The organism is Mycolicibacter sp. MU0083 (genome assembly GCF_963378075.1).
Taxonomy (GTDB): domain Bacteria; phylum Actinomycetota; class Actinomycetes; order Mycobacteriales; family Mycobacteriaceae; genus Mycobacterium; species Mycobacterium kokjensenii.
Genome location: NZ_OY726394.1, coordinates 2,534,359 through 2,554,853, shown reverse-complemented (window position 1 = coordinate 2,554,853; position 20,495 = coordinate 2,534,359). Strand labels below are relative to the sequence as shown.

The 20,495-nt window shown below is 68.0% G+C and carries 23 protein-coding genes; 17 read left to right on the top strand and 6 right to left on the bottom strand.

Annotated features, from left to right (window positions below):
- Positions 1–241: 241 nt before the first annotated feature.
- Genes RCP38_RS11870 through RCP38_RS11860 form a run of 3 tightly spaced genes read left to right on the top strand, consistent with a single transcriptional unit; the run spans position 242 to position 4,827 of the window.
- Positions 242–2,497 (top strand): polyribonucleotide nucleotidyltransferase, encoded by a 2,256-nt coding sequence (locus RCP38_RS11870; RefSeq protein WP_308473160.1) that lies wholly within the window; start codon positions 242–244, stop codon positions 2,495–2,497.
- The gene (locus RCP38_RS11865) at positions 2,475–3,797 is read left to right on the top strand and encodes a M16 family metallopeptidase (RefSeq protein WP_308473159.1); all 1,323 of its coding nucleotides are present in this window, start codon (positions 2,475–2,477) and stop codon (positions 3,795–3,797) included. The genes RCP38_RS11870 and RCP38_RS11865 overlap by 23 nt, the downstream gene beginning before the upstream one ends.
- Before the next feature lie 4 nt (positions 3,798–3,801).
- A complete protein-coding gene (locus tag RCP38_RS11860; RefSeq protein ID WP_308473158.1) occupies positions 3,802–4,827 on the top strand; it encodes a nitronate monooxygenase in 1,026 nt (341 codons plus the stop codon).
- A 10-nt stretch (positions 4,828–4,837) separates the two neighbouring features.
- Here the strand turns inward: RCP38_RS11860 and RCP38_RS11855 are convergent, their stop codons facing one another.
- From RCP38_RS11855 to RCP38_RS11840, 4 genes are read right to left on the bottom strand one after another with little or no spacing between them, the layout of a single operon-like run.
- The gene (locus RCP38_RS11855) at positions 4,838–5,122 is read right to left on the bottom strand and encodes a WXG100 family type VII secretion target (RefSeq protein ID WP_308473006.1); all 285 of its coding nucleotides are present in this window, start codon (positions 5,120–5,122) and stop codon (positions 4,838–4,840) included.
- A 20-nt stretch (positions 5,123–5,142) separates the two neighbouring features.
- Entirely contained in the window at positions 5,143–5,439 is a 297-nt protein-coding gene (locus RCP38_RS11850) for a WXG100 family type VII secretion target (RefSeq protein ID WP_308473007.1), read from the bottom strand.
- A gap of 49 nt (positions 5,440–5,488) precedes the next feature.
- Positions 5,489–6,652, bottom strand: coding sequence for a PPE family protein (locus RCP38_RS11845; RefSeq protein ID WP_308473157.1), 1,164 nt, complete (start codon positions 6,650–6,652; stop codon positions 5,489–5,491).
- A 17-nt stretch (positions 6,653–6,669) separates the two neighbouring features.
- Positions 6,670–6,969, bottom strand: coding sequence for a PE family protein (locus RCP38_RS11840; protein ID WP_308473156.1), 300 nt, complete (start codon positions 6,967–6,969; stop codon positions 6,670–6,672).
- A 270-nt stretch (positions 6,970–7,239) separates the two neighbouring features.
- On the opposite strand from RCP38_RS11840, the gene RCP38_RS11835 reads away from it, so the two are divergent.
- The 7 genes from RCP38_RS11835 to RCP38_RS11805 are packed head-to-tail and all read left to right on the top strand — an operon-like array spanning position 7,240 to position 12,909.
- Positions 7,240–8,148, top strand: coding sequence for a metal-dependent hydrolase (locus tag RCP38_RS11835; RefSeq protein WP_308473155.1), 909 nt, complete (start codon positions 7,240–7,242; stop codon positions 8,146–8,148).
- A 35-nt stretch (positions 8,149–8,183) separates the two neighbouring features.
- Positions 8,184–9,113, top strand: coding sequence for an alpha/beta fold hydrolase (locus RCP38_RS11830; protein WP_308473154.1), 930 nt, complete (start codon positions 8,184–8,186; stop codon positions 9,111–9,113).
- Between the two features lies 1 nt (position 9,114).
- Positions 9,115–10,191 carry a PDR/VanB family oxidoreductase gene (locus RCP38_RS11825; RefSeq protein WP_308473153.1) on the top strand — a complete coding sequence of 359 codons (1,077 nt, stop codon included), beginning with the start codon at positions 9,115–9,117 and terminating at the stop codon, positions 10,189–10,191.
- An 18-nt stretch (positions 10,192–10,209) separates the two neighbouring features.
- Positions 10,210–11,226, top strand: a complete 1,017-nt coding sequence (locus tag RCP38_RS11820; RefSeq protein ID WP_308473152.1) for an alpha/beta hydrolase — start codon at positions 10,210–10,212, stop codon at positions 11,224–11,226.
- A 26-nt stretch (positions 11,227–11,252) separates the two neighbouring features.
- Complete coding sequence (gene dapB, locus RCP38_RS11815) at positions 11,253–11,990, top strand: 4-hydroxy-tetrahydrodipicolinate reductase (protein ID WP_308473151.1); 738 nt, start codon at positions 11,253–11,255, stop codon at positions 11,988–11,990.
- Positions 11,991–12,001: 11 nt separating this feature from the next.
- Positions 12,002–12,457 (top strand): tetratricopeptide repeat protein, encoded by a 456-nt coding sequence (locus RCP38_RS11810; protein ID WP_308477225.1) that lies wholly within the window; start codon positions 12,002–12,004, stop codon positions 12,455–12,457.
- The gene (locus RCP38_RS11805) at positions 12,454–12,909 is read left to right on the top strand and encodes a flavodoxin family protein (RefSeq protein WP_308473150.1); all 456 of its coding nucleotides are present in this window, start codon (positions 12,454–12,456) and stop codon (positions 12,907–12,909) included. Before RCP38_RS11810 ends, RCP38_RS11805 begins: the two co-directional genes overlap by 4 nt.
- A gap of 6 nt (positions 12,910–12,915) precedes the next feature.
- Here RCP38_RS11805 and RCP38_RS11800 read toward each other — a convergent pair whose 3' ends face one another.
- Positions 12,916–13,221, bottom strand: a complete 306-nt coding sequence (locus RCP38_RS11800) for a CDGP domain-containing protein (protein WP_465270690.1) — start codon at positions 13,219–13,221, stop codon at positions 12,916–12,918.
- Between the two features lie 112 nt (positions 13,222–13,333).
- Here RCP38_RS11800 and RCP38_RS11795 point away from each other — a divergent pair, with 112 nt between their 5' ends.
- Positions 13,334–13,555 (top strand): type 2 periplasmic-binding domain-containing protein, encoded by a 222-nt coding sequence (locus RCP38_RS11795; RefSeq protein WP_308473148.1) that lies wholly within the window; start codon positions 13,334–13,336, stop codon positions 13,553–13,555.
- A 21-nt stretch (positions 13,556–13,576) separates the two neighbouring features.
- Here RCP38_RS11795 and RCP38_RS11790 read toward each other — a convergent pair whose 3' ends face one another.
- Complete coding sequence (locus tag RCP38_RS11790) at positions 13,577–15,133, bottom strand: HNH endonuclease signature motif containing protein (protein WP_308473147.1); 1,557 nt, start codon at positions 15,131–15,133, stop codon at positions 13,577–13,579.
- Between the two features lie 56 nt (positions 15,134–15,189).
- On the opposite strand from RCP38_RS11790, the gene RCP38_RS11785 reads away from it, so the two are divergent.
- The 6 genes from RCP38_RS11785 (at position 15,190) to RCP38_RS11760 (ending at position 20,484) form a co-directional block, all read left to right on the top strand.
- Entirely contained in the window at positions 15,190–15,618 is a 429-nt protein-coding gene (locus RCP38_RS11785; RefSeq protein ID WP_308473146.1) for a VOC family protein, read from the top strand.
- A gap of 45 nt (positions 15,619–15,663) precedes the next feature.
- Positions 15,664–16,113, top strand: a complete 450-nt coding sequence (locus tag RCP38_RS11780) for a hypothetical protein (protein ID WP_308473145.1) — start codon at positions 15,664–15,666, stop codon at positions 16,111–16,113.
- A gap of 10 nt (positions 16,114–16,123) precedes the next feature.
- Positions 16,124–17,656: a class I adenylate-forming enzyme family protein gene (locus RCP38_RS11775; protein ID WP_308473144.1), complete on the top strand. Its 1,533-nt coding sequence runs from the start codon at positions 16,124–16,126 to the stop codon at positions 17,654–17,656.
- Between the two features lie 36 nt (positions 17,657–17,692).
- Positions 17,693–18,940 carry a DNA recombination protein RmuC gene (locus RCP38_RS11770; RefSeq protein WP_308473143.1) on the top strand — a complete coding sequence of 416 codons (1,248 nt, stop codon included), beginning with the start codon at positions 17,693–17,695 and terminating at the stop codon, positions 18,938–18,940.
- Positions 18,941–18,949: 9 nt separating this feature from the next.
- Positions 18,950–19,600: a TetR/AcrR family transcriptional regulator gene (locus RCP38_RS11765; RefSeq protein ID WP_308473142.1), complete on the top strand. Its 651-nt coding sequence runs from the start codon at positions 18,950–18,952 to the stop codon at positions 19,598–19,600.
- 62 nt (positions 19,601–19,662) lie between these two features.
- Complete coding sequence (locus tag RCP38_RS11760; RefSeq protein WP_308473141.1) at positions 19,663–20,484, top strand: SDR family oxidoreductase; 822 nt, start codon at positions 19,663–19,665, stop codon at positions 20,482–20,484.
- Positions 20,485–20,495 lie beyond the last annotated feature (11 nt).

Below are 20,495 nucleotides of genomic sequence, written 5' to 3'. Positions count from 1 at the left end.
GGCATCGGTGTGACCCCCGCATCCGCGTGGTCACTCCGGCACGTCACGACGGGATTCGTTCGGTGCGATCAGCCAGACCTGAGTCGGGCGGTCTTCGGTAGTGGCAGCCGGGTCTGGGGAGTACGTCGCCAGTATCCCGGCCGCTTCGATCGACGACCGTAGCCGCATCCAGGTTCTTCGCTGACGCACGTCTGACGTAGCGAAACAGTTGAACGAACCAGGAAAGGCCGTACGGGCTTCCATGTCTGCAATTGAAATTGAAGAAGGCGTATTCGAGTCCACCGCTGTCATCGACAACGGCACCTTCGGCAAGCGCACCATCCGCTTCGAGACCGGTCGGCTGGCACAGCAGGCCGCCGGCAGTGTCGTCGCCTACCTCGACGACGAGACCATGCTGCTGTCGGCGACCACCGCCAGCAAGGCACCCAAGGACCACTTCGACTTCTTCCCGCTCACCGTCGACGTCGAGGAGCGGATGTACGCGGCGGGCCGGATCCCCGGCTCGTTCTTCCGCCGTGAGGGCCGTCCGTCGACCGACGCGATCCTGACCTGCCGCCTCACCGACCGCCCGCTGCGCCCGTCGTTCGTCGACGGCCTGCGCAACGAGGTCCAGGTCGTGGTGACGGTGCTGAGCCTGAACCCCAACGACCTCTACGACGTGGTCGCGATCAACGCCGCCTCGGCATCCACCCAGCTCGCCGGTCTGCCGTTCTCCGGTCCGGTCGGTGCGGCGCGGGTCGCGCTGATCAACGGCACCTGGGTGGCGTTCCCCACCGTCGAGCAGCTGGAAGGTGCGGCCTTCGACATGGTGCTGGCCGGCCGCCTCCTCGACGACGGCGACGTCGCGATCATGATGGTCGAAGCCGAGGCCACCGAGAACGTCATCGAGCTGATCGAGGCCGGTGCGCAGGCGCCGACCGAGACCGTGGTGGCCGAAGGCCTGGAGGCCGCCAAGCCGTTCATCGCCGCACTGTGCAAGGCCCAGCAGGAACTGTCCGACGCCGCCGCTCGCCCGACCGCCGACTACCCGCTGTTCCCGCCCTACGGCGAGGACGTCTACTACTCGGTCGCCTCGGTCGCGACCGACGAGCTGGCCAAGGCGCTGACCATCGCCGGCAAGGCCGAGCGCGACGAGCGCACCGAGGAGATCAAGACCGAGGTCGTCGCCCGCCTGGCCGAGACCTACGAGGGTCGCGAGAAGGAGATCGGCGCGGCATACCGCAGCCTGACCAAGAAGCTGGTGCGCCAGCGCATCCTGACCGACCACTTCCGCATCGACGGCCGTGGCATCACCGACATCCGGGCGCTCTCGGCCGAGGTCGCGGTGATCCCGCGGGCGCACGGCAGCGCGCTGTTCGAGCGCGGCGAGACCCAGATCATGGGCGTCACCACGCTGGACATGATGAAGATGGCCCAGCAGATCGACTCGCTGGGGCCGGAGAAGTCCAAGCGCTACATGCACCACTACAACTTCCCGCCGTACTCGACCGGTGAGACCGGCCGCGTCGGTTCGCCCAAGCGTCGCGAGATCGGCCACGGTGCGCTCGCCGAGCGCGCGCTGGTCCCGGTGCTGCCCAGCGTCGAAGAGTTCCCGTACGCCATCCGTCAGGTGTCGGAAGCCCTGAGCTCCAACGGATCCACCTCGATGGGTTCGGTGTGTGCCTCCACCCTGGCGCTGCTCAACGCCGGTGTGCCGCTGAAGGCTCCGGTCGCCGGCATCGCCATGGGCCTGGTCTCCGACGACGTCGAGGTTGACGGCAAGACCGAGCGTCGCTTCGTCGCGCTGACCGACATCCTGGGTGCCGAGGACGCCTTCGGCGACATGGACTTCAAGGTCGCCGGCACCAAGGACTTCGTCACCGCCCTGCAGCTGGACACCAAGCTCGACGGGATCCCGTCGCAGGTGCTGGCCGGCGCCCTGGCCCAGGCCAAGGACGCCCGGATGACCATCCTCGACGTGATGGCCGAGGCCATCGACGAGCCCGACGAGATGAGCCCCTACGCGCCGCGGGTCACCACCATCAAGGTTCCGGTGGACAAGATCGGCGAGGTGATCGGGCCCAAGGGCAAGATGATCAACTCGATCACCGAGGAGACCGGCGCCCAGATCTCCATCGAGGACGACGGCACCGTGTTCGTCGGTGCCGCCGACGGCCCGTCCGCGCAGGCCGCGATCGACAAGATCAACGCCATCGCCAACCCGCAGCTGCCCAAGATCGGCGAGCGGTTCCTGGGCACCGTGGTCAAGACCACCGACTTCGGCGCGTTCGTGTCGCTGCTGCCGGGACGCGACGGCCTGGTCCACATCTCCAAGCTCGGCAAGGGCAAGCGGGTCGCCAAGGTCGAAGACGTGGTCAAGGTCGGCGACAAGATCCGGGTGGAGATCGCCGACATCGACAACCGCGGCAAGATCTCACTGGTGCCGGTCGACGACGCAGCAGAAGCGACCAGCGATGGGGCCGCCGAGTCTGCCGATGCCGCGCCTGCCGAAAGCTGACATCGCGGCGCGACCGCGCGCCACACTGCGACGCACCACCCTGCCGGGTGGACTGCGGGTGGTCACCGAGTACCTCCCCGCGGTCCGCTCGGCGTCGGTGGGCGTCTGGGTCGGCGTCGGATCCCGTGACGAGGGCACCACGGTCGCCGGGGCCGCGCACTTCCTCGAACACCTGCTGTTCAAGGCGACTCCGACCCGCACCGCGACCGGTATCGCCCAGGCGATGGACGCCGTCGGCGGTGAACTCAACGCCTTCACCGGCAAAGAGCACACCTGCTACTACGCCCACGTACTCGACACCGACCTGGAGCTGGCCGTAGCACTGGTCAGCGACGTGGTGCTCAACGGATCGTGCGCGGCCGCCGACGTCGACCTCGAACGCGACGTGGTCCTCGAGGAAATCGCCATGCGCGACGACGATCCCGAGGACGCCCTCGGCGACGTGTTCTTGTCGACGCTGTTCGGCGATCATCCGATCGGGCGGCCGGTGATCGGAAACGTCGAATCGGTGTCATCGATGACCCGGGCCCAGCTGCGGTCGTTCCACCAGCGCCGCTACACGCCCGAACGCATGGTGGTGGCCGTCGCCGGCAATATCGACCACGCCACGGTGGTGGCGTTGGTGCGAGAACACTTCGGGCACCGACTGGTCCGCGGCCGGGAGCCCGTCGCACCGCGGCGCGGCGCCGCCCGCATCCCGGGAACCCCGGGACTGACCGTCGTCAACCGGGATGCCGACCAGACCCACATGTCGCTGGGGGTGCGCGCCCCGGGACGCAACTGGCAACACCGGCAGGCCCTGGCGGTACTCAACACCGCACTGGGGGGAGGATTGAGTTCCCGCCTGTTCCAAGAGATTCGGGAGACCCGCGGCCTGGCGTACTCGATCTACTCGTCGGTGGACACCTTCGCCGACGCCGGTGCCCTGTCGGTCTACACCGCCTGCCAACCGGACCGCTTCGCCGAGGTGGCGGCGGTGACCACCGAGGTGCTCGAGGAAGTGGCCCGCGACGGGATCACCGCCGAGGAGTGCCGGATCGCCAAGGGCTCGCTGCGCGGCGGATTGGTGCTGGGGCTCGAGGATTCCGGCTCGCGGATGAACCGGTTGGGCCGTACCGAGTTGAACTACGGCCGGCACCGGCCCATCGCACGAACCCTGCGGGAACTGTCCGCGGTCACCCTCGACGAGGTCAATGCGGTAGCCCGCGAACTGTTGCGTCAGCCCTACGGGGTGGCGGTTCTGGGTCCGTACCGGTCGAAAGGGGCGCTTCCGCGGCGCTTGCGGTCGATGGCAGGCTAGAGAGATGGCGTTCAGTCTCTCCGAGCTTTCGATCCCGTTGATCGGCGCGCCGATGGCCGGCGGTCCCACTACACCGGCGTTGGCGGCCGCGGTGTCGCAGGCGGGCGGGCTGGGGTTTCTCGCCGGCGGTTACCGTACGCCGCAGCAATTGGCTGACGAGATCACCGCGACGCGGTCGGCCACCAGCGCTCCGATCGGGGTCAATCTCTTTGTCCCGCAGCCCAGTGGCGCCGATGTGGTGTTGCTCGACGACTACGTCGAGCTGTTGGATCCGCTGGCCGAGTACTACGGGGTGGAGCTGGGCCGGCCCCGCTTCGGCGATGACGATTGCTGGCCGGAGAAGCTCCAGGTGGTGGCCGATCTGCGGCCCCACGTGGTGTCGTTCACGTTCGGAACGCCGACACCGGATGAGCTGGAGTTGCTGCGTAGCCTGCGAATCCTGACCGTGGTCACGGTGACGTCGGCCTATGAGGCCGGTGTCGCGCTGGGGCACGGCGCCGAGGCGCTGGTGGTGCAGGGACCGGCGGCCGGAGGTCACCGCGGCACGTTCGCCCCCGACGTGGAGCCGGGAACCGATTCCCTGGAGGATCTGCTGGCACAGATCCGTCACGCGCACGGGCACGTCCCCCTGATCGCGGCGGGTGGCCTGGGCACGGCCGCCGATGTCGCCGCGGTGCTTGCCCGCGGCGCGCAGGCCGCGCAGGTGGGCACCGCACTGCTGCTGGCCGACGAAGCGGGCACCAACCCCACGCACCGGGCGGCGCTGACCAACCCGGAGTTCACCAACACCACGGTGACGTGTGCATTCTCCGGCCGCTATGCCCGCAGCCTGGAGAACGATTTCACCCGCGCCTTCAGCGACGTGGCGCCGATCGGATACCCCGAGATCAACCACATGACGGCACCGATTCGGGCGGCCGCGGTGGCCGTGGACGACCCGCACGGGACCAGCCTGTGGGCCGGAACCGCCTACCGCAGTGCGCGTTCGGGGCCGGCCGCCGAGATCGTCGCCGATCTGGCGGCCGGCTGACCCGCGGCGCTCAGGCCCAGCTGGAACCGACGGAGGCGTCGGTGTTGGCCATGTTGTTGCCGGCGGTCTGCACCTTCTGACCGTGAGCGTTGGCCTGCTCGTAGATCAGCGCGAAGTTGCGACCCAACTGCGTCACGAACTCCTGGCACGCCACCGAACCCGAACCACCCCAGAAATCACCGGCAGCCATCACATCGTGCACGATCGCCTGATGCTCGGCCTCCAACGACGCCGCCTGCGCACGAATCAACGCACCATGGGCATTGACATCACCGAACTGGTAATTGATCGACATCTCTGGACTCCCTCTCGCCTCTAGCTGCCCGACAGGATCTGCTGCGACGCAGCTTCCTGCTGCTCGTAGTGATTCGCATCCCGAATCAACCCATCACGCACGCTGTGCAACATCGTCACAATGTTGCGAAACGCCGTCTGCATCGTCCCCATGGTGTCCATCGAGGTCCGCTCGGCCAGACCACCCCAGCCCGCACCGGAGATGTTCGTCGACGACGCCCACATCCGACGCGCCTCATCCTCCACCGTCTGCGCATGCACATCGAAACGACCCGCCATCGCGCGCATCGCATCCGGATCCGTCATAAAACGTGCCATGAAACTGCTCTCCTCACATTAAAAATCGGTGTTGGTCTATGTCGTCGTGTCACCACATGGTGGAGCGTCGCCCCCGGACGGCTTTCCGTTTGGCGTCCTCGACCGACTTGTTCTCCCGGTACTGGCCGTTGGCTCCGCGGCCACCCATCGCCATCAGTGGCGCACCGCCGAACAGCGGCATACCGGAAAGCATTCCGCCGGCAGCGCTTTCGCTGGCGACGACGTTGGCAGCCGCGAATTCTGCCGCGGCCAGACGCATCTCCGGGGCCGCGGTGGCCCAGGCCTTCGGCACCGACAGGCCGCTGACCGATTGTGCGGTGCCGACGCCGGCCGTCGTCGCCGATGCCAGCCCAGCCGATGCGGGCGCTGCCATGACCGGAGCCAGGCCCAACCCGACACCGGCGGCAATGGAGGCCGGTGCGGCTTCCGACAGACCGAACGGCGACGGGAGGTCCGCGGCGGCGATGAGGTATTCGGGGATGAAGGCGGCGATGATGGCGGTGCTCATGAAGGTGGACACCGGAGCGGCGCCCAACGTCGACAGTTCGCTGAAGATGGCGGGCAGCGCCGAGTCACCCGCCGCCGCCGAGCCGACGAGGGCGTTCGACAACCCCTGCAGGACCTGGGAGGTAGCGGCCTGCCCGGCTCCTTGGGTCGCGGCAGCGCTCTGCGCGACCGCGCCGGCGGGGTTGGCCGTCTGCGGCGGCGGCGCGAAGGGCGTCATCTGCGACGCCGTCTCGGCTGCGGCCGCGTAGGCGTACATCGCGGTGGCGTCCTGGGCCCACATCTCGGCGTAGAGCGCCTCGGTGGCCGCGATGGCCGGTGTGTTCTGGCCGAAGAAATTGGTGGCCACCAGGGTCGCCAACTGGGCGCGGTTGGCCGCGATGGCCGGTGGGGGCACCGTCATCGCGTAGGCGCTCGCGTGCGCGGCCGCGGCGGCCTTGGCCTGCGCGCCGGCCTGTTCGGCCTGCGTGCCGGTGGCGCTGAGCCAGGTGATGTATGGCCCGGCTGCGGCGGCCATGCGTGTCGAGGCCACCCCGGTCCAGGCTCCGCTGGTGAGCCCGGAGATCACCGACTGGTAATTGGATGCCGCGGTATGCAACTCGGCGGCCAACTGATCCCAAGCCGCCCCGGCGGCCAGCAACGACCCGGTGCCCGGGCCGGCGTACATCCGTCCGGAGTTGATCTCCGGCGGCAAGGCTGCGTAATCCATGTCGCGTTCCTCTCGGCTCAGCCCGCGGCCGCCGCGTTGGCGGCTTCCGCTGCGGCGTACGAGGTCGCGCTGCCGGCGAGAGCGGCGACGAACATCTCGTGGATGGCGGTGGCCTGTGCACTGATCTGCTCGTAGAGCAGTCCGTGCGCGGCGAACTTCGCCGCGGTCAGGGCCGATACGTCGTCGCTGGACGGCGGAACCACACCGGTGATCGGCCCCTGCGCGGCAGCGTTCAGGGAGGCGAGTGCGGAGCCGGTACCTCCGAGACTGTCGGCCGCGGTCGTCAGTTCTTCCGGGTACGCGGTTACGAAAGACAAAGGCTTCTCCTCATAAAAAAGGCCGGCTGGGGGAGTCGGCTCAAGCGTTGCCCTTGACGTTTCCTGATAGCCAGCTTGGGATTCAAGCTGGTTAACAGGCTCTTAAACAGCGGCCGCACAATGTAACTGCTCCGTAACAGAGCGATCACAACGTAACGACGCCGTAACACGACGACGGCGCCACGCGCACCGTGAGCGGACCATCCCGGCGATGTACCCGGTACCGGCGGTTCTTGACATTTGACGTATATTTGTCGAAAAGGAGGTCGTATGCTCAGCGTTGACGACACCGCAGCCGGTCCCCACGACGCCTCGCTGGATCACGAGCGCATCGTCCTGCAGGCCCGCGACGTCGGGTTCGACTGGTCGGATCTGCCGGTGCACTACGTGCCCGGCGAGCCGTTCGTGACGCACTTCTGCAACGTGCTGCACCTATTGCTGCCGGCGGGCGAGGAATTCTTCGTCGACATCTTCAAACAGGCACTACCGCTGATCAAGGACGACCAACTGCGGCTCGACGTCCAGGGCTTCATCGGCCAGGAGGCCACCCACTCGCAGGCTCACGCCGGGATCGTCGACCACCTGGCCACCCGTGGCGTCGACATGGCGCCGTTCACCGACCAGATGAAATGGCTGTTCGGCACCATGCTCGGTGACCGACCGAACTGGAGCAAACGCCGGCAGCAGCGCTGGCTACTCGAACGCCTGGCACTGGTGTCCGCCGTCGAGCACTACACGGCGATCCTCGGCGAGTGGATCCTGGACAGCCCCGCACTCGACCGGGCCGGGGTGCATCCGGCTCTGCTGGACATGCTCCGCTGGCACGGTGCCGAGGAGGTCGAACACAAAGCGGTGGCCTTCGACGTGATGAAACACCTGCGGGCCGGCTACCTACGACAGGTTCGCACCCAGTTGATCGTCACGCCGCTGATGCTGCTGCTGTGGATCCGCGGCCTCCGGTTCATGTACAAGGTGGACCCCGAACTGCCCGCGAGCGTCAAGCCGCGATGGCGGGACTGGTTCATCGCGGCACGACGCGGCCTGGTGCCCTCGCCCTTCGAATTCCTTCCCGCGATCGCCTCCTACTACCGTCCCGGCTTCCACCCGTCGCAACTGGGCGGGGTGGAGAAGGCGGTCAACTACCTGGCCGTGTCGCCCGCCGCCCGCGCCACGCACTGACCGCCATCGCGTCGAAACTCAAAGGAGCTCAGTCGATGACGACCCCCACCACTGTGACGTCGGCCGACGGTGTGAACCTGGCGGTATACGCCTACACCGAGGTGGATCCGCAGCGGCCCACCATTCTGGCGATCCACGGCTACCCGGACAACCATCACGTCTGGGACGGGGTGGCCCGCGCACTGATCGAGCAACAACCGGACCGCTACAACATCGTCGCCTACGACGTGCGCGGCGCTGGGGAATCCACGGCGCCGGCGGACCGTTCGGGCTACCGGTTCCCCCGGTTGGTCGCCGACGTCGCCGCGGTGATCGAGCATCTGGGGGTCGACCAGGTTCACCTGCTGGGGCACGACTGGGGATCGATCCAGGGCTGGGCGGCCATCACCGATGCGGGTGTCGCAGCCAAAATCGCCTCCTACACGTCGATTTCAGGTCCGCACCTGGACTACGCCGGCCGGTTCCTGCGGTCGCCCCGAGACCTGCGGACCCTGGGCGACGTGGTGCGCCAGTTCCTCGAGTCGAGCTACATCTGGCTGTTCCTGACCCCCCGACTTCCCGAGGCGCTTTTCCGGTCGGGAGTGGGCGTCAAAGTCCTTGGCTGGCTTGACCGTATCGGCCGCTCCGGCAAGCCGCAGCCGGCCGTGCCCCGCGGCGAGAACGACTACGTCAACGGGCTGAACCTGTACCGGGCCAACATGCCCGGACCGCTGCTGCGGCCGGCCACGCCGCTACCGGTGACCGACGTCGCGGTACAGGTGCTCGCGCCACGACTGGACCTCTTCGTCAGTCCCGCATTGCAGCGATACACCGGCGCCATCCCGGCCAACCACCGAGTGCTCGACATCGCCGGCGGGCACTGGGTGGTCGCCGATCGCCCCGACGTCATCGCCCGGCACACCGACGAATGGGTCCAGCTCAGCGTCGCCGCCGCGGTGGACGGAAACGACGTTCGGCCCGCCTGAGATGACCGAGGGGATCTGGAAATCTCGCCCGGCAGACCTCTACGGCCGGCGGAAGCATGACCGGTTCTTCAACGCACTGCTGGGGGCGTTCACGGTATTCGGCGGGTTCGTCGCGCTGTCGCGCTGGAAGCCGTCGCAGGTGGTCCCGGTGTCGCGGACCATCGCCGCGGTGGTCACCAAGCGGGAGATGTTGACCGACGACGTGGTGGCGTTGACCCTCGCCGACCCGGACGGCGGACTGCTGCCGTCCTGGACACCCGGCAGCCACATCGACGTGCAACTGCCGTCGGGACGCCGGCGGCAGTATTCGCTGTGCGGGGTGCCCGGACGACGCACCGAGTACCGCATCGCGGTGCGCCGCCTCGACGCCGGTGGCGGCGGCTCCGTCGAGATGCACCAGGCCTATGCCGAAGGCGACACCCTGTTGTTCGAGGGGCCGCGCAACGCCTTCTATCTGGGGACCGGTGAAGACGACGCGTTGTTCGTCATCGGCGGTATCGGCGTGACCCCGATGCTGCCGATGATCCGCGAAGCCGCTGCCCGTGAAATGAACTGGCGTGCGGTGTACGCCGGACGCAGCCGAGCCGACATGCCCTTGCTCGACGAGGTGCTGGCCGTGGATCCCGAGCGCGTCACGGTATGGGCCGACGACGAGCACGGACGCTTCGCCGCCACCGACGAACTGCTGGCCGGCGCCGGACCCCAGACCGCGGTATACGTCTGCGGCCCCAGCGCGATGCTCGAAGCCGTACGCATCACCCGCGACAGGCACGCCGACGCTCCGCTGCATTACGAACGGTTCAGCCCACCGCCGGTGGTCGACGGCGTGCCGTTCGAACTGGAACTGTCCCGATCCCGGCGGGTGTTGGCGATCCCGGCGGATCGCACCGCCCTCGACGTGATGCTCGACGCCGATCCGACCACCGCGTTCTCCTGCCGGCAGGGATTCTGTGGCACCTGCAAGGTCACGGTGCTCGCCGGCGACGTCGACCGGCGTGGACGCACCGCGGAGGGCGACGACGAGATGCTGGTCTGCGTCTCACGGGCCGGCGGGGGACGGATCGTCATCGACGCATAGGCGGCATACACTGCGCAAATGCCCACCGAGTCGAGGACACACCGTGCCGGCCTGCTCGCCAGGCTCATCTACGCGATGTTCGCGATGATCATGCCCCGCCTGGTGCGGTGGACCAACGCGCGTGGTGGACCCGAAGCCGCCGCAGGCAAGCTCATCCGGATCGGCCGCAATACCAACAGGATCGCCCGGCTGCAACGCCTACGGCCGTTCTTCGGGATTCGGTTCAGCCGTCCGACCGGTACGCCGGTGCCGCTGGAAGTGGTGCGCCGGAACGGCAGTGACCTGCCGTTCGACCAGGCGATCCGGGACGGCGTCATTCTCTACTTCCACGGCGGCGGCTTCTTCACCGGCGGGCTGGACACCCACCTGCACTTCGTCGTAACGCTGGCCCGGCGTACCGGGCTGCCGGTGGTTCACGTCGACTACCGGCAATTCCCGGAGGTGACCGTCGACGGGTCGGTGCACGACTGCGTCGAGGCCTACCGATGGCTGCTGGCCCAGGGCGCCGATCCGGGCAGAACCGTGATCGCGGGAGACTCGGCGGGCGGCTACCTGACTTTCGCCACCGCCCTGGCCGCCCAGCGGCATGGGCTGCCCGCGCCGGCCGGCGTGGTCGGGATCTCCGCAGTACTGGAACTGGACGGCACCGGCCGAGGCGGCTACGAAATCCTGGGGCGGGACGCCTTCGGGATCGATGAGGCGATCGTCGATCTGATGGATCAGGTCTGCCCGTTACCCCAGCTGCGACACGAACTCGACCCCATCAACGGCGCGCTGGACCTGATGCCGCCGGCCCTGTTGATCGCCGCCGATTCCGAGATCCTGCGCTGCGACGCCGAACGGCTGTGCACCGCACTGCAGCAGCACGGCCGGCCGTGCCGGCTGGAGATCTGGCAGAACCAGATCCATGCCTTCCCGGCGGTGCTGTCGTTCCTGCCGGAGAGCCGAGCCGCGGTAGCCGAGATCGCCGGATTCGTGGCCGAACGCCTGGCCGATGCCGAACCGCTCGACGACTCCCGCCGAAACGTGTCCTGAGGCCGCCTACCAGTAGGGTGGCAGCCATGCGAGTTGCAGTACTGGGCGCCAAGGGCAAAGTCGGCGCAACGATGGTGGCGGCGGTACAGGCCGCCGAAGATCTGACCCTGTCCGCCGAGGTCGACGCCGGTGATGCGCTGAGCCTGCTGACCGACGGCGGCACCGAGGCGGTGATCGACTTCACCCATCCCGACGTCGTCATGGACAACTTGAAGTTCTTGATCGACAACGGGATCCACGCGGTGGTCGGCACCACCGGATTCACCGAGGAACGGATCGCCCAGGTGCGGTCCTGGCTGGCGGCCAAACCGGGCGTGGCGGTGCTGATCGCGCCCAATTTCGCGATCGGAGCGGTGCTGTCGATGCACTTCGCCACCCAGGCCGCGAAGTTCTTCGAATCGGTCGAGGTCATCGAACTGCACCACCCCCAGAAGGCCGATGCGCCGTCGGGAACCGCGACACGTACCGCACAACTGATCGCCGAGGCTCGAAAAGGCATGCCACCCAACCCCGATGCCACCAGCACCGGGTTGCCGGGCGCGCGCGGCGCCGACGTCGACGGTGTGCCGGTGCATTCGGTGCGGGTCGCCGGTCTGGTCGCCCACCAGGAGGTGCTGTTCGGCACCATGGGGGAGACGCTGACCATCCGGCACGACAGCATCGACCGGACCTCGTTCGTCCCCGGCGTGCTGCTGGCCGTACGTCGGGTCGCCGAGTTCCCCGGGCTCACGATCGGCATCGAGCCGCTGCTCGACCTGAAATAGCGGTGGCCATGATGTCGCCTGCCACCCGGGTGAAAGCGCTCACCGCCTTCATGTGCGCGGCACTGTTGATGTATCTGGCATTCCTGGGCCGGACCGCGGTGCTGCTGATCGCCTCCGGTTCGGCGGCGGCGATCGGGCTGGGGCTGGCGCTGCTGATCATGCCGGTGATCGGACTGTGGGCGATGATCGCCACCCTGCGTGATGGTTTCGCCCACCAGCGGTTGTCGCGACTGATCGCGCAGGACGGGATGGAACTGGACCCCGCAACCCTGCCGCGGCGGCCATCGGGGCGTATCGAACGCGACGCCGCCGACGCTCTTTTCCATACCGTCCAGGCCGAACTCGACGACGACCCGCACAACTGGCGGCGCTGGTACCGGCTGGCCCGGGCCTACGAGTTCGCCGGGGACCGGCGCCGTGCGCGTGAGGCGATGAAGACCGCGGTTCGGTTGCAGGAGAACCCGTGACCAAGACGCTGCTGGTGGTGCACCACACGCCGTCACCGCACTGTCAGGCGATGTTCGAAGCCGTGCTGGCCGGGGCCACCGACCCCCAGATCGAGGGCGTCGACGTGGTGCGCCGTCCGGCGCTGTCGGTGTCGCCGGCCGACATGCTGGCCGCCGACGGCTACCTGCTGGGCAGCCCGGCCAATCTCGGCTATATCAGCGGCGCGCTCAAACATGCCTTCGACGTCTGCTACTACCCGATTCTGGACGCGACCCGGGGCAGGCCGTTCGGTCTTTACCTGCACGGCAACGAGGGAACCGAGGGCGCCGAGCGTGCCGTCGACGGCATAACGACCGGGCTGGGATGGGTCAAAGCGGCCGGCTACGTGGTGGTTTCGGGCAGGCCCGGAAAGACTGAGCTCGAGGCGTGTTGGGAACTCGGTGCGACGGTCGCGGCGTCGCTGATGGACTGACGCGGCCTACGGGTCGATGTGGGTTTCGGGCATGTAGAACGAGTGCAGCGGGTAGTCGCGGCCCGGTCCCATCGAATGGCAGTCCTGCTGCGACGGCGGTGATTTCGGCGGTTCGTAGTAGTAGATGACGCAACGCTGCCAGGTTCCGTCCGGCTGAACCGGGCCGTCGCACTTCTGCGCGGTGGAGAAGAACAGCAGCGGATTGTCCTGGCACCCGGCATGCGCCGCCGGTGCCGTGGCGATCAGCCCCCCGACCGCCAATCCGCCGGCCGTCAGTGCGCTGGACAGGACTGTCATGAGGTACCGCTTCACTGCCGCCCCTTTTAGATGCCGTCGTGCTGAGCTGAGACTACGCCGAATCTCACGGCACATTGCCAGGTTCAGGCCTGACATATTCCATCGTGGGCCGATATGATCCCGTGCCGTGACCCAAGTCAATGACACCGTGACGGTGGCCGAGTCCACTGCAGACCTGCTCGCGCGCACGCTGGACTCCGTCCGTGCGGCCTCGGAGAACATCTCGGCGCTGGCGGAGCAGCAGAACGGTATCTACGCCGTTGCCCAGACCGCCAGGGGTACCGCGCTGATCCACGATTTGCGCAAGGAACTCGACCGACTCAACAAGGTGCTGCCCTTCAAGAGCTAGCTTCTTCCGCCGCTGCCCTGGTCATGGGGGTGGTTTGTTGTGGTGGGTGAGGTTGTGGGTGCGTTCGGTGTTGATGTGGTGTTGGCGGTTTTGGGCGCGGGTGGTGGTGCGGGTGGGCATCATGAGGCCGCGTCCGGGTGTGGTTGTTGGTGGTGGTGTGGGTGTGGTTGGTGGGGGTTGGGTGGGCAGTGTGAGGGTGGGGTAGAGCAGTTGGCTGCCGGGTCGGGTGGTGTAGGTGTGGCCGGTGGGGGAGGTCCAGTCGATGGTGCCGTCGGGGTGTTGGTGGTCGTGCCAGCCGTCGGGGCCGGTCCAGAAGGTTTTCAGTAGGTGGTGTTTTCTGCAGAGGCAGCGCAGGTTGGCGGGGTGGGTGGGCCCGTGGGGGTGGGGTATGGCGTGGTCGATGTCGCAGTGGGTGGCGGGGCGGTCGCAGCCGGGGAAGCGGCAGGTCAGGTCGCGGGCGCGGATGAAGGCGGCCAGTGCTGTTGAGGGCCGGTAGTTGTTTTCGGTGGTGAAGTCGCCGGGGTGTGCCAGGGGTGTGAGGTGGGCGCCGTTGGCGAGGAACTGGGCCAGGAGTCCGCTCGGGATGGTGCCGCCGCCGATGAGGTGTCCGGGACGGGCGTAGGCCGGGGCCGGCCGCGATGCGGGGCGCGCGGGCTTGGCCGCGGGTTCGGGCGCGGGTTCTGACTCGGGCTCGGGTGCGGGTGCGGGGGTGTGGTCGCCGGACAGGTGCGGGTCGGGGGTGGCGTTGTTGGTGGTGGTGGTGTCGGTGAGGACGTGCACGACGACGCTGGTGGCGCGGGTGTCGGGTGCGGTGGTGGCGGGGCAGTCGGTGTTGCCGCAGGTGCAGGCCAGGGTGGTGGCGCCGGTGGCTAGGGCGCCGAGGGCGTCGGCGCGGCGTTGGGCCAGGGTGCGGGGGTCGTTGTCGCAGACGCTGTGGGCGAGTTGGGTCAGGCGTTGGTCGAGGGCGGTGGCGTCGACGGCGAACAGGTGGCCCCAGATGTCGGTGATGCCGTCGTGGCTGTTGTGGGTGTCGATGATGAGGTCGCGGCTGCGGGCGCGGTCGCGGTAGCGGCGGACGGCGGCGGGGTCGTGGCGTTCGATGAGGGCGTCGATGGCGGTGGCGGTTTTGGGGCCGGAGAGGGGTCCGAGGCTGGTGGCGATGTCGGCGAGTTCGGTGTCGATGTGGGCCAGGATGGTCGGGTCGGTGATCAAGGTGGTGTGCCAGGCGATGGTGGAGGCCAGGCGGGCGGTGATGCGGCCGGTCAGGAACAGGGCGCCGATGGTGGGGATGCGGTCGCGCAGGGCGCTGGCTAAATACATCTGGGAGGAGGCCAGGGCGTGGCTGGTGTGTTCGGCGGCGGCGATTTCGGCGGCGGCACTATCCCAGTTGTCACACGACCAGCGGGAGCGGTCGAAGGCGTTGCCGGTGGTGCGTCGGGCGACGAGTTCGCCGATGGCGGCCAGGCGGTGGGCGGCGGCGGTGGCTTCCATTCGGGACCAGCGGGTGATGGTCTCGATGAGGGCGGCGTCGTCGAGACCGGCCAGTTCGGTCGGTCCCGCCAACGATGTATCGAACATGTATTCGAGTATAGTGAGACCGACCGACAGGGTGCGGTTCGCTTAGGCTCGGGCGCATGGAGCAGCAGGTGCACTTCGTCACCGTCGCGGCCACCGACCTGGAGGCGACCAGGGGGTTCTACGGTGCGCTCGGCTGGCGGCCACTGCTGGATGTCGATGGCGAGATCGTCTTCTACCAGACGGCACCGGGTCAGGTGCTGGGCTTTTTCGACGCCGCGAAGTTCAACGAGGACCTGGCGTTGCCCGGCGATCACTCCAGAGTCTCCGGGATCACCGTGGCGCACAACGTGGCGAGTCCCGACGCGGTGATCGCGCTCGCCGAGGCGATGGCCGCCGCGGGCGGAACCGTCATCGATGAGCCGCAACCCGGGCGGTTCGGCGGGGTGTTCCACGCCCACGTCCGGGACCCCAATGGGCTGATCTGGGAGATCGCGCACAATCCCGGCTGGCGGATCGGCCCGGACGGCACGGTGATGCTGGACTGACGTCGTAGGGTGGCCGGGAAGTAATCGGAAAGGAACGGCGCGACGATGCCCTCACTGCTGAGCGCGGCGCTGGGCGCGGCGCCGATCTTCGGCGGAGCCCTGTTGACCGCGGCCGCCGGGCAGCTCAAAGGTCCGGATGTACGCGGCCTGATCAAACAGGACCTCGATCTGCTCGATCGGATTCCGCCGGAGCAGACCGAACGCCGGGCCGAGCTGCAACGCACCATCGATGAACGCATCGACGAACTCGTCGCCGGTTTCGATCGCACCAGGGCGTTGCGGGCGGCGGCGCTGTCCTATCGCGGAAATTGGCGCGACATCGTCTTATGTGTGTCGTCGGTGCTGTTCACTTATGTGTGGTGGCACGTCAACCATGATCGCGGCAACTGGTTGCCGATGTTCGTGGTGCTGATCCTGGCCTGTGTGGTGTCGGCGGCCTACGCACTGCGTGGCGCCGCACGGGCCGTGTCGCATTCCTGGCGGGGGCGAAGGTAGGAGGCTGCACATGGCGGACGTCGTCGAGATCCCACGTCGGGGCAATCCTTTTCCGGCGGCCGGCGTGGTCAGGGACCGCAACGGTGTTCCCGGCTACGAGCACCTACCCGCCACCCTGCTGGACATGCTGGCCGAGCAGGTCGACCGGCGGCCCGACGGGGAAGCCGTGGTCGAACTCGGCGGCGGCAGGCTGACCTATCGCCAGTTGTGGCAGCGCGCGGCCAGGGTCGCGGGCGGACTGCGCGCCGACGGACTGACACGCGGTGATCGCGTCGCGCTGCGCTACCCCGCGGGCCTGGACTGGGTGCTGGGGTTCTGGGGCACGCTGATGGCCGGCGGTATCGCGGTAGCCGTCAATACCCGTTCTGCCGCACCGGAAGTCGACTTCGTGCTCGCCGATGCCGGAGTGCGCGTCGACCTCGCGCCCGGCGCCGCGCTGCCCGACGGCCAACCGTACGTGGTGGACGGGCTCGACGCGGCCGACACCGCGGCACTGTTCTACACCTCGGGTACCACCGGCAGCCCCAAGGGGGTGCCCACCACCCACACCGCGTTCCTGACCAACGCGGAGAACATGATGCGCACCATGGGGCAGACCCGCGAACTCGGCGAGGAACTGCGCACTCTCATCTCGGTTCCGCTGTTCCATGTGACCGGCTGCAATTCCCAGTTGCTGGTCGCCGCGTATACCGGCGGTACCGCGGTCATCATGCCGACGCTGGATCTCCCCGAGCTAATCGCAACGCTTCCCGCGCAACGGATTTCGTCGATGGTGACGGTGCCCGCGATCTATTCGCTGATGCTCCGGCGCCCCGAGTTCGGGGCGATCGACGTGAGCGGGGTGCGTTGGGTCGGCTACGGCGGCGCCCCCACCGCGCCGGCGTTGGTGCGTTCGCTGCAGGAGGCGTTCGGCGCAGCGACGGTGTTCAACGGGTACGGGATGACCGAGACCGCGTCGCTGATGACGGTGCTGCCGGATGCCGATGCGGTGCAGCACGCGGATTCGGTCGGCTACGCGGTGCCCTCGGGTGACATCGGCGTCGTCCCGCTCGCCGATGACCCGGCCACCGGAGAGCTGGTGGTGCGCGGCGCAAACGTGATGACCGGCTATTGGAACCGGCCCGACGCCACCGCGGCCACGATCGTCGACGGCTGGTTGCACACCGGGGACGTGGTGCGAGTCGACGAGGCCGGCCGCGTGCACATCATCGACCGGCTCAAGGACATCATCAACCGCGGCGGCGAGAACGTCTCCAGCATCGAGGTGGAGGCGGCGCTGCTGTCGGGACCCGGCGTTGCGGACGCCTGCGTGCTGGCGGTGCCCGACGAGGTGATGGGCGAGAAGGTCGGCGCGGTACTGCTCGCCGATCAGGGCGGGATCGATGTGGCCGCGGTGATCGATCACTGCCGCGGTCAACTCGCGGACTTCAAGGTGCCCCAGTACGTCACCGTGGTCACCGAGGCGTTGCCGCGAACCGCCAGCGGCAAACTGCTCAAAACGACGCTGCGCGAGCAGGTGCGCTGGGGCCCGCCGCTGCGCTGACGCGGAAATGTCGGTGCCTCGCGCTACCTTGCGGACATGGACACGGCCCTGCTGATCCTCCTCACCTCGCTGGTGCTGCTGGCGGTCATCCTTCAGGTGATGTTGCTGGTGCGCCCCGCCGGCGGCGCGCTCGCGCCCGAGCAGCTCGCCGCGCTGCGCGGCGACAGCGAACGGGTGGAACGCACCCTGCGTGAAGAACAACACGCCGGGCGTGCCGAACTCGCGCAGGCATTCCACCAATGGCAGCAGACGCTGCATCGTTTCGGTTCCATGCTGCAGGGCACGCAGGACAAGCTGGGCGACACCCTCGACCGGCAGCTCAAGAATCTGCAGGTGGAGAACACCGCACAACTGGAGAAGATGCGCGCCACCGTCGATGAGAAGCTGCAGGCGACACTGGAAACCCGGCTGGCGCAATCGTTCACGCAGATCTCGGAGCGCCTCGAAGCCGTGCAACGGGGCCTGGGGGAGATGCAGACGCTGGCCACCGGCGTGGGCGATCTGAAGCGAGTGTTGACCAACGTCAAGACCCGCGGCATCTTCGGGGAGACGCAATTGGCCGCGTTACTGGCCGAGACGCTGACGCCCGATCAGTACGCGACCAACGTCGTCACCGTGCCGGGCTCGGCCGCCCGGGTGGAGTTCGCGATCCGGCTGCCGGGGGCCGCCGGTACCGCTGAGGTACTGCTGCCCGTCGACGCCAAGTTCCCGCGTGAGGACTTCGAGCGCCTGCTCGACGCGCAGGAGCACGCCGACGCCCCGGGTGAAGCCGCGGCGCGTCAGGCGTTGATCCGGCGGATCGAGGCCGAAGCCGGCGACATCAGCGACAAGTACCTCGCGCCGCCGCACACCACCGATTTCGCGATTCTGTTCCTGGCCACCGAGAGCCTGTACGCGGAGGTGCTGCGCCAGCCGGGTCTGTTCGAGCGGATCCAGGCCAAATACAACGTCACTCTGGCCGGGCCTACGACGTTGGCCGCCCTGCTCAACAGCCTGCGCATGGGGTTTCGCACCCTCGCGATCGAACAGCGCAGCAGCGAGGTCTGGCAGATCCTCGGCGCGGTCAAGACCGAGTTCGGCAAGTTCGCCGCGGTGCTGGAGAAGACCCGCAAGCAACTCGACACCGCGCGCAACACCATCGACTCGGCCGGCGTGCGGACCCGCGCCATCGAGCGCAAGCTGCGCGGAGTGGAGTCGCTGCCCGAACCCGAGGCCGAAGTCATGCTGGGCGAACTCGGTGCCGGCTTCGAAGAAGTCAGTGAAGTTGACATCGAATTCAGTTAATCTGCCGGGGTGGATGCCGTACCGGTCACCCCGGCCCGCCAGTTGCCGGCGACGGTACGTGGGGCCAAGACCCGGGCGGGGCTGATAGCGGCGGCCCGCAAGGTCTTCGAGCGGGACGGTTATCTCGACGCCAAGCTGACCGAGATCACCACGGCTGCCGGGTGTGCGACCGGTTCGTTCTACACGTACTTCGCCAACAAGGAAGAGATCTTCGCCGCCGTCCTCGAACAGGCGCAGCAGGACATGATGCATCCGGGGATGGGCCGGGTGAGCGATTCCGATGATCCCTATGCCGTGCTCGAGGCGAGCAATCGTGCGTATCTGGAAGCGTATCGGCGTAACGCCCAGCTGATGGGACTGCTGGAACAGGTAGCCCAGATCGATCCCGGCTTCCGGGCTTTTCGGGCGCGTCGCGCCGACGCATTCATTCAACGCAACGCCGCAGGCATCGCCGACCTGCAGCAGCGCGGCATCGCCGCGGCCGACGTCGATCCGCTGCTGGCGTCGCGAGCGCTGTCGGGGATGGTCAGTCGGCTCGCCTACGTCACGTTCGTCGGCGAGGAGGCCGGACTCGGCGCCGGGACCGACTTCGACACCCTGGTCACCACCGTCACCCGGTTGTGGGCCAACGCCCTGCAATTCCGTCCGGTCCATAATTGAACATGAAATCGGATTCAACTAAGGTCGGCTGGGTCGCCAGCTGAGGAACGGGGACGTTGCCCATGAAGGTCGCCGAACGAGTCGCGATCGTCACCGGAGGAGGTAACGGCATCGGTGAGGCGCTCGCCGTAGCGCTGGCCGGTGCCCGAGCAAAAGTGGTGGTCGCCGATCTCGACACCGACGCCGCCGAGGCGGTCACCGACCGGATCAACACCGAGCATCCCGGCGCCGCGGTCGCCTTCGGGGGGGACGTCAGCAACACCGAAACCATCCGGAACCTGATCGCACTGACCGAGGACCGGCACGGCCCGGTCGATCTCTACTTCGCCAACGCCGGCATCACCGGCGTCCCCGGGCTGGCCGACGACGCTGATTGGGACCGGGTCATCGACATCAACCTGCGCTCGCACATCCGTGCCGCACAGCTGTTGATCCCGGACTGGGTGCGCCGCGGCGAAGGGTACTTCGTCTCCACCGCCTCCGCGGCGGGCCTGCTCACCCAACTCGGCGCGGCCGGCTACGCGGTGACCAAACATGCGGCCGTCGGGTTCGCCGAATGGCTCAACATCGCCTACGGCGACCAGGGCGTTCGGGTCAGCTGCCTGTGCCCGATGGGAGTCAACACCAAGCTGCTGTTCGCCGGCGAGGAATCCGGTGACTCACTCGGCGATCTGGCCACCCGCGCGGTTACCACCGCCGGCGAGGTGCTCGAACCCGCCGCGGTCGCCGCCGAAGTACTCGCGGCCATCGACGACGAGCGTTTCCTGATCCTGCCGCACCCGGTGGTCCTGGAGATGTTCCGCAACAAGGCCGCCGACTACGACCGCTGGCTGCGCGGAATGCGCCGCTACCAGCAAGCCCTGCAGACCCCCGAAGTGTCCTAGGTGAGGAGCCC

What these genes read in the sequence shown, in the direction of transcription:
- RCP38_RS11870 (WP_308473160.1), top strand. Translation starts at nt 242, where the DNA reads ATGTCTGCAATTGAAATTGAAGAAGGCGTATTCGAGTCCACCGCTGTC.
- RCP38_RS11865 (WP_308473159.1), top strand. Translation starts at nt 2,475, where the DNA reads ATGCCGCGCCTGCCGAAAGCTGACATCGCGGCGCGACCGCGCGCCACA.
- RCP38_RS11860 (WP_308473158.1), top strand. Translation starts at nt 3,802, where the DNA reads ATGGCGTTCAGTCTCTCCGAGCTTTCGATCCCGTTGATCGGCGCGCCG.
- RCP38_RS11855 (WP_308473006.1), bottom strand. Translation starts at nt 5,122, where the DNA reads ATGTCGATCAATTACCAGTTCGGTGATGTCAATGCCCATGGTGCGTTG.
- RCP38_RS11850 (WP_308473007.1), bottom strand. Translation starts at nt 5,439, where the DNA reads ATGGCACGTTTTATGACGGATCCGGATGCGATGCGCGCGATGGCGGGT.
- RCP38_RS11845 (WP_308473157.1), bottom strand. Translation starts at nt 6,652, where the DNA reads ATGGATTACGCAGCCTTGCCGCCGGAGATCAACTCCGGACGGATGTAC.
- RCP38_RS11835 (WP_308473155.1), top strand. Translation starts at nt 7,240, where the DNA reads ATGCTCAGCGTTGACGACACCGCAGCCGGTCCCCACGACGCCTCGCTG.
- RCP38_RS11830 (WP_308473154.1), top strand. Translation starts at nt 8,184, where the DNA reads ATGACGACCCCCACCACTGTGACGTCGGCCGACGGTGTGAACCTGGCG.
- RCP38_RS11825 (WP_308473153.1), top strand. Translation starts at nt 9,115, where the DNA reads ATGACCGAGGGGATCTGGAAATCTCGCCCGGCAGACCTCTACGGCCGG.
- RCP38_RS11820 (WP_308473152.1), top strand. Translation starts at nt 10,210, where the DNA reads ATGCCCACCGAGTCGAGGACACACCGTGCCGGCCTGCTCGCCAGGCTC.
- dapB (WP_308473151.1), top strand. Translation starts at nt 11,253, where the DNA reads ATGCGAGTTGCAGTACTGGGCGCCAAGGGCAAAGTCGGCGCAACGATG.
- RCP38_RS11810 (WP_308477225.1), top strand. Translation starts at nt 12,002, where the DNA reads ATGTCGCCTGCCACCCGGGTGAAAGCGCTCACCGCCTTCATGTGCGCG.
- RCP38_RS11790 (WP_308473147.1), bottom strand. Translation starts at nt 15,133, where the DNA reads ATGTTCGATACATCGTTGGCGGGACCGACCGAACTGGCCGGTCTCGAC.
- RCP38_RS11785 (WP_308473146.1), top strand. Translation starts at nt 15,190, where the DNA reads ATGGAGCAGCAGGTGCACTTCGTCACCGTCGCGGCCACCGACCTGGAG.
- RCP38_RS11780 (WP_308473145.1), top strand. Translation starts at nt 15,664, where the DNA reads ATGCCCTCACTGCTGAGCGCGGCGCTGGGCGCGGCGCCGATCTTCGGC.
- RCP38_RS11775 (WP_308473144.1), top strand. Translation starts at nt 16,124, where the DNA reads ATGGCGGACGTCGTCGAGATCCCACGTCGGGGCAATCCTTTTCCGGCG.
- RCP38_RS11770 (WP_308473143.1), top strand. Translation starts at nt 17,693, where the DNA reads ATGGACACGGCCCTGCTGATCCTCCTCACCTCGCTGGTGCTGCTGGCG.
- RCP38_RS11760 (WP_308473141.1), top strand. Translation starts at nt 19,663, where the DNA reads ATGAAGGTCGCCGAACGAGTCGCGATCGTCACCGGAGGAGGTAACGGC.